The 13,066-nt window shown below is 40.7% G+C and carries 9 protein-coding genes and 1 tRNA gene; all 10 read right to left on the reverse strand.

Annotated elements, in window-relative coordinates; all coding sequences use genetic code 11:
- Positions 1-59: 59 nt before the first annotated feature.
- The 10 genes from topA to BLO53_RS08670 all read right to left on the reverse strand — a co-directional run bounded on the left by topA (position 60) and on the right by BLO53_RS08670 (position 13,030).
- Positions 60-2,168, reverse strand: a complete 2,109-nt coding sequence (topA, locus tag BLO53_RS08625; RefSeq protein ID WP_092060594.1) for a type I DNA topoisomerase — start codon at positions 2,166-2,168, stop codon at positions 60-62.
- Between the two features lie 137 nt (positions 2,169-2,305).
- Positions 2,306-5,059, reverse strand: a complete 2,754-nt coding sequence (locus BLO53_RS08630) for an FAD-dependent oxidoreductase (RefSeq protein ID WP_092060789.1) — start codon at positions 5,057-5,059, stop codon at positions 2,306-2,308.
- A 134-nt stretch (positions 5,060-5,193) separates the two neighbouring features.
- Positions 5,194-5,538, reverse strand: a complete 345-nt coding sequence (locus BLO53_RS08635; RefSeq protein ID WP_026487705.1) for a hydrogenase maturation nickel metallochaperone HypA — start codon at positions 5,536-5,538, stop codon at positions 5,194-5,196.
- Between the two features lie 80 nt (positions 5,539-5,618).
- Entirely contained in the window at positions 5,619-6,287 is a 669-nt protein-coding gene (gene hypB, locus BLO53_RS08640) for a hydrogenase nickel incorporation protein HypB (protein WP_026487704.1), read from the reverse strand.
- 2 nt (positions 6,288-6,289) lie between these two features.
- Entirely contained in the window at positions 6,290-7,408 is a 1,119-nt protein-coding gene (locus BLO53_RS08645; RefSeq protein ID WP_092060596.1) for a DUF5692 family protein, read from the reverse strand.
- Positions 7,409-7,664: 256 nt separating this feature from the next.
- Positions 7,665-9,227, reverse strand: a complete 1,563-nt coding sequence (gene hemZ / locus BLO53_RS08650) for a coproporphyrinogen dehydrogenase HemZ (protein WP_092060598.1) — start codon at positions 9,225-9,227, stop codon at positions 7,665-7,667.
- A gap of 139 nt (positions 9,228-9,366) precedes the next feature.
- A complete protein-coding gene (locus BLO53_RS08655) occupies positions 9,367-10,029 on the reverse strand; it encodes an MBL fold metallo-hydrolase (protein WP_092060600.1) in 663 nt (220 codons plus the stop codon).
- A gap of 16 nt (positions 10,030-10,045) precedes the next feature.
- The gene (locus BLO53_RS08660) at positions 10,046-12,328 is read right to left on the reverse strand and encodes a RelA/SpoT family protein (protein ID WP_092060602.1); all 2,283 of its coding nucleotides are present in this window, start codon (positions 12,326-12,328) and stop codon (positions 10,046-10,048) included.
- 4 nt (positions 12,329-12,332) lie between these two features.
- Entirely contained in the window at positions 12,333-12,857 is a 525-nt protein-coding gene (locus BLO53_RS08665) for an adenine phosphoribosyltransferase (protein ID WP_026487699.1), read from the reverse strand.
- Positions 12,858-12,957: 100 nt separating this feature from the next.
- A tRNA-Thr gene (locus tag BLO53_RS08670) sits at positions 12,958-13,030 on the reverse strand.
- Between the last annotated feature and the right edge of the window lie 36 nt (positions 13,031-13,066).

A 13,066-nucleotide genomic window follows, 5' to 3' on the forward strand; every position in this document is an offset into this window, starting at 1 on the left:
CCTACAATTATGAAAATTAGGTTAAATTTTCAGAAATCTCTATTTTATGAAAATTACATTTACTTTTCTTCTTTTTGTGGTTTATCCATTACAAAGCCGCATTCCTGATTGCTGCAAGCGAGTTTATTACTCTTAGCTACCATAAAGTTACCACATTTAGGACATTTCTCTTTAACTGGTCGAGCCCAGGACATAAAGTCGCATTCTGGAGCATCAATGCAACCATAGTAAATTCTGCCTTTTCTAGTACGTTTAAGTACCAGATCCTTGCCACATTTAGGACACTCAACACCAATCTTTTCAAAATAAGGCATAGTGTTCTTGCACTCAGGGAATCCAGGGCAAGCAAGGAATTTACCATGAGGGCCATATTTGATAACCATATTTCTGCCGCAATTAGGGCATATCTCGTCAGTTACTTCATCCTGTACCTGAATCTTCTCCATCTCTTTTTCTGCAGCAGCTACTGCCTCATTAAGATCAGGATAGAAGTTCTCAATAACTGTCTTCCACTTAACGCTTCCCTCTGCTATTCCATCAAGAAGTGCCTCCATATTGGAAGTAAAGTTAACATCAACGATCTGTGGGAAGGCATCGTTCATCATCTTGTTAACTGCCTGACCAAGCTCTGTTATAAAGATAGCTTTATTTTCCTTGGTAATATAGTGTCTAGCAAGTATTGTAGAGATAGTTGGCGCATATGTACTAGGTCTTCCAATTCCAAGAGCCTCAAGGTCATGAACAAGTGAAGCTTCTGTATAATGTGGCGCAGGCTGAGTAAAGTGCTGTGCACTATCAAAACTGCCAAAAGAAATCTTGGTATTAGTGTCAAGATTCTTCATAAGGACATTCTTCTCAATCTGATCCTCATCATCTGTATAAACATTTAAGAAGCCATCAAATACAGTCTTAGAAGCTGCAACAGTAAATCTGTGCTCTCCCGCGTCAATCTTGACCGATGTTGTCTCATATTTAGCTGGAGCCATGCGACTTGCCATAAATCTTCTCCAGATCAACTGATAAAGTCTGAACTGATCTCTTGAAAGAAAATCCTTGACCGCAACTGGAGTATTCTCGATATATGTTGGTCTTATGGCCTCGTGCGCATCCTGGATCTTTGCATCGCTCTTTTTGGCTGTTGCACCCTCAGAAAGGTACTTGTCGCCAAAATTATTCTTGATATATTCATTAGCAGCAGCTACAGCCTCATCTGATACACGTGTCGAATCTGTACGAAGATATGTGATAAGACCTACTGTTCCCTGCTTGCCAAGTTCTATTCCTTCATAAAGCTGCTGAGCAACTCTCATGGTCTTCTGGGTTGAGAAGTTAAGTGCCTTGGAAGCCTCCTGCTGAAGTGTTGATGTAGTAAATGGAAGTGGTGCCTTCTTGGTTCTCTCACCTTTTTTAACATCACTTACAACATACTTTTTACCCTTAAGCTCAGCGCAGATCTTATCAAGCTCTTCCTTGGACTTGATTTCTTTCTTCTCATTGCCAATACCATAGTAGTGAGCTACAAGGGGCTTCTTTTCCCCTTCTGCATTAAGATTAACATCTAATGTCCAGTACTCACTAGGGATAAATGAATCAATTTCTTCTTCTCTATCAGCAATAATTCTAAGAGCTACAGACTGAACACGGCCTGCTGAAAGGCCTCTTTTAATCTTGGACCAGAGAAGTGGAGAAATACTATATCCAACCATTCTGTCCAATACTCGACGAGCCTGCTGAGCATCTACAAGATTCATATCTATATCCCTTGGATGCTTCATAGCCTCTTTAACAGCGTTCTTGGTGATCTCATTAAAGGTAACTCTCTGTACCTTAGCCTCTGCTTCATCAAGCTTAAGTGCCGCGATAAGATGCCAGGAAATAGCCTCACCCTCGCGGTCCGGGTCAGTTGCAAGATAAACGTGATCTGCCTTCTTGACTTTCTTGCGAAGATCAGCAAGAACATCACCCTTACCTCTTATTGTTATATATTTAGGCTCAAAATCATGCTCAACATCAACGCCCATCTGTGACTTTGGAAGATCTCTTACATGACCATTACTGGCTGCTACATCGTAGCCAGTGCCCAAAAACTTCTTGATAGCCTTCACCTTGGTAGGTGACTCAACTATAAGAAGTGAGTTTTTCTTGTTGCTAGTTGTCTTTGTTGCCATACTAATCGGAAAGTCCCCTTCATAATAATTTGCGTAAACATCAATTCTTATTAATATACAACTTTAAAGATTAAGTCAAGTGTCCAATTATGAACGCTTGACTTAAGTCTATCTTATAAACAAAATTTTATCGAATATTAGTTGTTTTTAGGAAGCCAAGCAGTTTCCTTAGGTGTCTTCTTGACAAATGGTCTTGCAACAGCCTGTTTTAAGCCATTTGGAAGAATGTATTTAAGCTTATCTTCGGCTTTTCTCATTGTTGTGCAATCTGGGTTATCTCTTGTAAGCTTGATAGCATCAAATTCGCAACGTGTTGTGCAAAGTCCACATCCTACGCACTTGTTAGGATCAACTATTGATGCACCACATGAAAGACAACGTGATGTTTCTTTCTTGACCTGCTCTTCTGTAAAGACAAGCTTATTGTCGCGGAATGAAAGCTTACCATCAGTATTCTTGACACCAGGCTGCTGGCGTCCAACGTGATCATAATCCTTAACCAAAATATCATCCTTATTAAGTTCGATAAAGAAGTTAGGATCACGGCCAATTGTAAGTGAAGAATGAGGCTGAACAAATCTATGGATGGATTCAGCACCCTCTCTACCACATGCTATAGCATCAATAGCAAATCTTGGTCCATAGAACATATCTCCACCTACGAAGATATCTGGAACTGTAGTCTGGAATGTTACGCTGTCTGCAACTGGAGCAGGGCCTCTAAATTCAACCTTCTCATCCTTAAGAAGATCTCCCCATACAGTTGCCTGACCAACTGAAAGGATAACATTAGAGCATGCAATCTCCATAGTCTCGTTCTCATCATACTTAGGATCAAAACGACCTTCTGCATTCTTGACCTGAGTACACTTCTTAAATACGATGCCCTTTACCTTGCCGTTCTCTGTAAGGATTTCCTTAGGACCCCATCCGCCTCTAAGCTCGATGCCTTCAGATTCAGCAACTTCGATTTCTTCTGGAAGAGCTGGCATAATATCACGAGTCTCAAGAGAAACCTGTGTTACCTTAGGTGATCCGCAGCGGATTGCTGTACGGCTAACGTCGATAGCAACGTTACCACCACCGATAACAACTGTGTCTCCATTTAACTTGTAGCTCTCATCATCAATTACAGCATGAAGAATATCTACACCCTTGATAACGCCCTCAGCGTCCTCTCCAGGAACATTTACACCACGACCGCCCTGACAGCCGATTGCAATGTAAAATGCCTTATATCCATCTGCACGAAGCTGAGAAAGAGTAATATCCTTACCAACCTCTACACCAAGACGAATATCAACACCAAGCTCTCTAAGTACATCAACCTCAGCCTCGATAACATCTTTTTCCATAACGAAGGAAGGAATACCATAGGTAACCATTCCGCCTGGCTTTTTGTTCTTATCAAACAATGTAGGCTTATATCCCTTAAGTGCAAGATAGTAAGCACAGGAAATACCTGCAGGACCTGCACCAATAATAGCTACCTTCTCATCAAAGCCACCGCCAATCTTAGGAATTACCTTTTCTGGAATATAACGTGTAGCGGACTGAAGATCACGCATAGCTACAAATTTCTTAACTTCATCGATAGCAATTGCCTTATCGATAGTACCTCTTGTACATGCATCCTCGCAGCGTCTGTTACATACATGTCCGCAGACAGCAGGAAGTGGGTTGTACTTCTTGATAAGAGCAAGAGCTTCTTCATATCTGCCCTGTGCTGCCATCTTGAGGTATCCCTGTACAGGAATATGAGCTGGACAAGCTGTCTTACATGGAGCTGTACCAGTCTTGTGAGTATTGATACGGTTAATATCACGATAGTCCTCAGTCCACATCTCTGGAGACCACTTCTTCTCTGTAGGAAGAGGCATCTTAGGATAAACAACCTCAGAACCATCCTTCTTGCAGAGCTTCTGACCAAGAGTTGCTGCTCCGGCAGGACAAACCTCAACGCATCGTCCGCAAGCTACGCAGTTCTCTTTGTCAACATGTGCCACATAAGCTGAACGTGACATATTAGGAGTATTAAAGAGCTGTGAAGTACGAAGAGCGTAACAAACATTTACATTACAGTTACAAATAGCAAATATCTTGTGCTCACCATCAATATTTGTAATCTGGTGAACAAATCCGTTATCCTCTGCCTGTTTGAAAATTTCAAGGGCTTCTTCCTTGGTAATATAACGACCATCCTTCTGTGTCTCAACAACATAGTCAGCCATATCACCAACTGCGATGCACCAGCCTTCAGGATCATCAGCGCATCCCTGCTCGAAAGTCTTTCTTGATCTTCTGCAGGAACAAGGAGATGCTGCATACTTGCCTTCGTAATAGTCAAGCCAGTAAGAAATCTTTTCAAGGTTGATAGCTTCTCCCTGCATGTTTATAGCCTTTTCAACTGGGATAACATGCATACCTACACCAGCGCCGCCCATTGGCACCATATGTGTAAGTCCTTCAAGAGGAATACGGCTCATTCTCTCGAAGAAAGCACCTGCTTCCGGGTGAGCCTCAAGAACCTGGTGGTTCATGTTTCCAAACTCCGCAGAACCAGGAACATACATAGGAAGCACATACTGCTTCTCATGCTTGTCGTTCTCATAGTTCCACTCTATAACGCCATTAAAAGACATCTCGTCGAGCTGCTTCTGAAGTTCTTCCCTTGTATATTCAGGGCAAAGAGCAGCAATCTCTTCAAATGTCTTAGGTTTACGCTTTTCAAGCTTCAGTGCGATCTCACACTGAGCATCTGTAATAAGGTTATAAAGGCCCCAATATTCAGGGCTTTCCTTGGTAATCTTTTCAATGCCAAGTTTAATATTCTTTCTGTCCGTAACTACCTTGGAAAATCTTGCAAGTGGTTCACGGAAAGGAGCATTCATATCCACAGAGTCAGGAATAACGCCTGCTCTTGGATCCTTCCTGTTACGATTAGGATCCAGGGAATATGGAGTCATCAGATCATTCATATCAAAATTATTCTTATCCATCTCTCTACCATCTTTCTTAAAAAAGTTTACGTTGCCGCTATCTCTTTAATCATAAATTCATTGCCCCTTAAGAGATAGGTATGTTCACTGCCACAATTGGGGCATATCTTGCCATGTGCCACGGTTTCATATTCAGATTTACAATCCTCACAATAAGTTACAGCAGGAAGTGTCTCAATGATAAGTTCAGCTCCATTCATAAGCTCAGTCTTGGCTGCCGCCCATTTCCAAGCATCTGTCAAAAGAGATGGCACAACTCCTGAAACTTCTCCAAGCTGAAGTGTAACTGAATGTATCTTGGATATCTCATTCTCTTTGCCTACCTCTGTGAGGTCATCTATTATTCGGAAAACAACACCTAATTCATGCATATCAATATCTTTTCCCTTAGTAAGAAAACGCCAAGCGATAGCTTTTTTATGTTTATCGCCTGGCATCTTCTAGTCGCCTGTTATTTTATTATCTCATCAATCTGCTGTGAGAGCCAATCTGTCCACTCAGATATTCCCTCCCCAGTTTTAGCACAAATAGGGATTATCTTAGCGTTTGGATTACGCATAAGGATATATTCCTTACATTTCTCAAGATCAAAATCAAAATAAGGCATAACATCAATTTTATTTATTAGTACAACATCGCAAATAGAAAACATAAGCGGGTACTTAAGAGGTTTATCATGTCCCTCAGGAACTGATAAGATCATCGCATTCTTGATGCTACCTGTATCAAACTCTGCAGGACAAACCAGATTACCAACATTTTCAAGGATAGCGAAATCAACATCCTCTACTCCGAGTTCGTGAATTCCCTGTCTTGTCATATCTGCATCCAAGTGGCACATACCACCTGTGTGAAGCTGTATAGCCTTAACCCCTGTAGAAGCAATTGTCTTGGCATCTACATCTGAGTCAATATCAGCTTCCATAACACCTATTCTGTACTTGTCCTTAAGGGCCTCAATTGTACGTGTAAGTGTTGTTGTCTTGCCTGATCCAGGTGAAGACATAAGGTTCAAAAGAAATGTCTTGGAATCTCTAAGCTCTTGTCTGAGCTTATCAGCATCCTTGTCATTACTTTCAAATATACTTCTTTTTACTTCGATGATCCTAACATTATCCATTTTTATTCAGCACGCTCCATTGCAAGTTTAAAGTCCTTGGTATCAGCAAATACTTCATTAGCATAAGGATTCTTGCCAAGCTTAACTGATCTCTTGATGATCTCAGCTATGCAGATAACATTGATTGCAATTGCAAGAATTGCAACAAATCCCTGCATTCTAGGATCTGCTGTGATACCCATTGCTGCAATTGCCTCATTAGCAGCTGCAGTCTTACCCTGACCATTATTATAAAGCTCGATAGCCTTAGCGTAAAGGTCCATAGTTGTGATTCCATTAGCTGTAGCTCCGCCATAAACTGAAGGAAGAGCTGCTGCAAATCTAGAGCTAAGCTGGAAAACAGGAACAACCTGTGCCCACATGCACCAGATAGCAAGAGTATTTGCACGGTTCTGGATCCATGCACCCTTGTTCCAGAAAGCATTTGCAAATGTAGGAGCAAGCAAAAGTGCAACACCACAGTACCATGAATGTGTAGGAAGGTTGAGGTATGTGTACTCAAAGTTCCATACATCATAAGCAATGATGAACCAAACAGTCATATCAGGCCAAAGCATATCTGCGTGGTTCTTGTCCTTTGAAGTGTAAAGGTGAACACATCCTGTCATACAGAAGATGTTGATCATACCAGCGATAGCATTAACAACATTCCACCATCCACCATAGATGAATACACCCTCGTTAGATGCCCACCAAGCACCTGTAAGATTACCAGTGATTGAATAAGCTGCAAGAGCTGACTCCATATCAGATACATTAGCAATCATGATATTTGCTGCAACGATGAGCCATGGGAACCAAGCAAACCATTTTTCTTTGCCAATGCCCCATTTGTACTTGATCATCATGAAGCCAACGCAACCTATATCAGCAGCGTAGAGTTTGAAGTAGTGGAACCAACCGTCCATAAATGCGACAGTAGGGTTCTGAGCACCACCAAACATACCAAGATGTGCCAGAATGAAATAAACAGTAAGAATACATGGAATTACTACGAATACGAGCATTCCACCAGCCTTTGTTCTACGACCGATCTCGTTCATAAGAATAAGGCCACAGAAAACCAACACCCAGCCAAGTAACTGCATAGCAGCATGATCGCTATAAAGTTGGAATAGCATAAAAACCTCCTTGCGATATTGCATTATTATAGTTTGGAGCAACATCGTCATATTTTTGACATTAGTATAGCATGTTGCACAATCAATTACAACAATTCAAAGCCTCAAATATGCAAAGTGGGGCACTGACTATTTAAGAATTAGTTTCCAGTTTTTTAATTCTTTTTTAAATATTGAACAATTGTCGAGCAATTATCAATCATTTGATAATATTTGAGAATTATCTATTATCAACAGTTCAACATCCTTAGAATATTCACATAAATAGCATTTTCTTTCTGTCAATCATTTCCATAATATTATCCATGTACATTTTTATATCTTTGACATTATCGCATCTTTCGATTCTGCCGTTGCCATAAACCCTCTTGGTTACTGTGCCTGCGCCAAGAGCTACTATGGATTGGACTTCTTCATTGATTAAAATATTATAAATTCCGGCTTTTGCTCGTCTCGCATAGCCAGTATTTTCGAAATTGCCGCTAATGTTCTTTTGTCTATATAGATAATAAGGCTCAAGTCCAAGATCGCTGGCTCCCTTTTGAGCTATCTTCATCATTTCCTCTGTATTGTTGATGGATTCCATTATCGGGACCTTGAGTTCACCCTTTAGCTCTTTTTCATGGATAACTTCTGCAAGTCTTGAGCCTCTCTTTATTGCCAGAGAATGAACTGTAAGGTCATCAGGATCAAGCTTTTTGATTTCATCTATTGTGTATCTGACATCCTCTGCAGTTTCCCCGGGAAGTCCCAGGATGATGTCCATATTGATGTTATCAAAGCCCTCTTCTCTTGCCATGTTAAAAGAGTCAATAAGCTGCGCAACAGTATGCCTTCGGCCAATAAGCTTTAATGTCTCATCTCTCATAGTCTGGGGATTGACTGAAATCCTTGTTACTCCCATCTTTTTCATGGCTTTTAGCTTATCTCTGGTAATAGAATCAGGCCTTCCAGATTCCACGGTAAATTCCTTTACGTGAGAACAATCAAGTTTTTCTCTCACATAACCAATAAGTCTCTCTATCTGATGAGGTTCAAGTGTAGTTGGAGTGCCACCACCAATATAAATTGTATCAAGAGTTTTTTCCTTGAAGTTTTCTGAAACATAGTCAATCTCTTTTTCCAGACAGGAAATATAGTCGTCCACTACCTTGCTATAAGCTCCAATTGGGTACGAAGTAAATGAACAATATAGGCATGTGGTTGGGCAGAAAGGAATTCCAATATAAAGGCTATAGCCATTTTCATAGTCTATCTCCTTCAGAATATCTTTTTCTCTTCTGGCTATGCTGATACTAAGCGCAATCTTCTCATCACTAACAAAATATGTGTTTTTCATGTAGTCATAGATTTCACTGTCAGACTTGCCCTTATCTATCAGATTCATGGCAATCCTAGTGGGTCTAATGCCGGTAAGATTGCCCCAGGGAAGTTCTGTTCCGGTAGCCTTTACCAAAGCCCTATAGATTGCCTTCTTTAGGGCATTTTTGCTGGTATCAAAAGTACTACTATCACCACTTGTAGAAATATTTTCGTTCTTGGAAGTGCTAAGATAGTCAATAAATTCAGCACTCTCTACAGCCTTAGGATCAATCAGGATTTTGACCTGAACTAACCCTTTGATGTACTCAGTTGTCTCTTCCTTTATAACGATATTAACTGTGGCATAAGCGTCTTCAAAACCACTCTCTTTTTCAGAAGTCTCAGTTGTCACATTTTCGCTTATTATGACTTTGACGTCTTCATTACCATGAAAAGCTTTAAAAAGCGAATGGATATCATATTGGTACTTATCAACGTTTAAAAAAATCTTTTTCATAAAATGTTCCTCGTAAATATATGATTGAATCAAAAAGCAGTAAGTCTCTTACACAATAAAAAGTATAGGGACAATGATACACAATCATTGTCCCCTCACTATATATCAGTCATCTCATAAGCTAAAACTAAAAAACTAACTACCAGCCCAGTACAAATGGGTTGAATTCCTTCTCATGCTCGATTGTTGTGATTTCCCCATGTCCGGGATAAACACAAGTAGCATCTGGGAGAGTAAATAACTTGTCATTTATAGAGCGCAAAAGTTCGCTTGTGGAGCTTGTAGGGAAATCTGTTCTGCCAACAGATTCTTCAAAAAGAGTATCTCCCGCAATAACAAAGCCTCCCTCTTCACAATAATAGCAGCACCCCCCAGAGGTATGGCCTGGTGTGAATAATACCTTAAATGAGAGACCTGCAGCCTCCACAATATCTCCATCTCTATAGGTTATATCAGGATCTATCTTAAGATGCATTCCGTAATCGTTGGAAAGGTTAAGATATGGGTCCTTGCACATGGCAATTTCTTTTTCAAGGCAGCCTATCTTGGCTCCTGAAAGCTTTCTGAGTGCTTCTGCTCCGCCAATATGATCAAAGTGGCCATGAGTAAGAAGAATAAGGTCTATAGCAAAACCTTTTTCTGTAAGAGTGTTAAAAATATAATCGCCCTTATCTGCTGGATCAAATAGTACCCCATGCTTCTTGCCGTCATCAAAAGAAGCTCCCTCATCAAAGACAAAGAAGCAATTTGTTGCTACCATGCCCAAAGTCATACAAGCTATCTGAATGTTACGTTTTCCCATTAGTCTATATGTCCTTTTAACCAGTTGTTCTCTCAATGTCGATGACACTATCGATCTGTCTTATCTTATCAACAATCTCACGAAGCTGATTTCTTGAAGATACCTGGAATGATGTTTCCATTGTAGCAAGTCCCTGCTTGCTAGTTCTGGTATTCATCGAAATGATATCAATATCCTTTTCAGAAAGAGTTCTGGAAATATCGGCAAGAAGTCCACTTCTGTTATTAGCAAAAATCTTGATAGTAGCCGCATATTTGCCGCCAGATCCAGGAGTATCTGACTGCCACTTAGCCTCTATAAGTCTTGTTCTGTCTTCTTCCTGCATCTTGATAACGTTGACGCAGTCCTTTCTATGAATAGAGACTCCACGACCTCTTGTGACAAATCCGCAAATATCATCACCTGGTACTGGATTACAGCACTTAGAGAATCTTACAGCCACGTCATGTACGCCCTTAACAATGATTGCATTGTCAGAACTTGAGATCTGCGGTGTCACATTGGACTCAGCAACAGCTGCAAGAACTTCTTCATCAGTGATATTTCGCTTATGTTCCTTATCACCAAGTTCCAGCATCTTATTAATGATCTGTCCCTCGCGAAGTCCTCCATGTCCTACAGCAGCTAAAATAGCGCTCCATTCACGGAAACCGTATTTTCTTGTAATTATATCCTGATACTCAGGCTTGGTTATAGCAAAAAGATCTATTCCCTTACTCTTACAATATTCTATAAGAAGTTCACGTCCTCTTGCTATATTCTCTTCCTTGAGTTCATTTCTAAACCACTGATTGATCTTGTTCTTGGTGGAAGTAGCCTTGGCAATTGCAAGCCAGTCACGGCTAGGTCCCCTCGAATTCTGACTGGTAACAATCTCTATTCTGTCACCATTTTGGATCTTGTAATCAATAGGAACAAGTTTGCCATTGACCTTGGCTCCTATCATCTTATTACCAACAGCAGAATGAACACTATAAGCAAAATCGATAGGTGTTGAACCTGCAGGAAGGTTCTTGACTTCTCCTGTAGGTGTAAAGCAGTAAACATCATCAGAAAACAGGTTCAGATCGCTCTTAAGCAGGTTCATGAATTCCTGGTTATCAGACATGTCTTGCTGCCACTCAAGGATCTGGCGAAGCCATATGAGCTTCTCTTCCTCGCTAGTTTCAGCCTTCTTTCCATCAGATGCTTCTTTGTACTTCCAGTGAGCAGCAATACCGTATTCAGCAGCCTTATGCATGTCATAAGTTCTGATCTGAATCTCAAAAGGCTGCCCGGTCTGACCAATAAGCGTCGTATGCAGAGACTGATACATATTAGGCTTTGGCATCGCTATGTAATCCTTGAATCTTCCTGGGATAGGCTTGTACATTTCATGGATCACGCCAAGAGCAGCATAGCAATCCTTGACAGTTGATACAATTATCCTGATAGCAAAAAGATCATAGATCTGATCCAGAGTCTTATTCTGATTGCGCATCTTCTTGTAAATACTGAAGAAATGCTTGACTCTGCCATTTACTTCGCCATCAATACCAGCGGCAAAAATAGCCTTACGAACATTCTCGCAAATGTCCTCAACATATTTTTCTCTTTCACTTTTTCTGATGGAAACTTTATCAACCAGATCATAGTAAACATCTGGCTTGAGATACTTCAAAGATAGGTCATCAAGTTCAACCTTGATCCTGCTGATACCAAGTCTACCAGCAATTGGAGAATAAATATCCAGAGTTTCCTGGGCAATCCTCTGTTGTTTCTCAGGAGGCATATGTCCAAGAGTTCTCATATTGTGCAATCTATCGGCCAACTTGATCAGGATGACCCTGATATCCTTGGCCATAGCCAGAAACATCTTGCGCAGGTTCTGAGCCTGCATATCTATCTGTTCCTGTGTCTTATTGGTATTATCTGTAGAAAGCTGCAATGCAGTCAGTTTTGTAACACCATCTACCAATAGAGCTACATCAGCACCAAAGTCAGCTTCTATCTCTTCCTTGGTACAGATAGTGTCTTCAACGACATCATGAAGAAGCCCTGCTGCTATGGTCTCTTTATCCATTTCCAGATCAGCAAGAATAATAGCCACGCATAGTGGGTGAATGATGTAAGGCTCACCTGATTTGCGTAGCTGGTCTTTATGGGCCTCAGCAGCCTGATTATAAGCCTTCTCAATAAGGGAAATATCATCAGATGGATGATATTTCCTAACTCTTAAGATCAGGCCCTCATATAGGGAATCAGGTGACTGAAACTCTTCAATGGCTTCAATTTTTCCATCGTCGAAATTCTGAGGCATCTAATTACTTCCCTTCATAGCTGATAGCAGCATCTAGTCTGTAATTCTTAATTCTCTCTCTTCCGTTAAGTCCCTTAAGCTCCATGAGAACTGCAACTCCAGCAACCTCACCGCCAAGTTTCTCAACAAGTTTGATCATAGCTTCAATTGTGCCACCTGTAGCCATAAGGTCATCTACAAGAAGTACCTTCTGTCCTGGCTTGATTGCATCCTTGTGAAGCTCAAGAACTGCCTTGCCGTACTCAAGGTCATACTCAACCTCGATTGTCTCGCAAGGAAGCTTACCCTTCTTACGTACAGGAACGAGTGCCTTTCCTCTGTTATAGGCAATAGGAGCACTGAAGATAAATCCTCTTGATTCAGCTCCTAAAACAACATCAAAGTCAAGGTCCTTGACCATGTTCTCCATTGTTTCAATTGCCAGGTGGAATCCATCTGGGTCCTGAAGAACAGATGTGATGTCTCTGAACATGATGCCTTTCTCTGGGAAATCAGGTATTGTTCTTACGTAATCTTTAAGTTCTTTCATTTTAATATTTCCTCTCTTATATGAAAAAATCATATTAACATTCTAATTATGAAATATAGTGAAATAATGATTCACTCTATAGTATAACACAAAAAGAAAAAGCTGGAAAAGGGACTTGAACCCTCGACCTACTGATTACGAATCAGTTGCGCTACCAACTGCGCCATTCCAGCTTGTGTCAAAACACGAATTTAATTATACATTCGCTG

This window comes from Butyrivibrio sp. INlla14 (assembly GCF_900102515.1).
Lineage (GTDB): Bacteria > Bacillota > Clostridia > Lachnospirales > Lachnospiraceae > Butyrivibrio.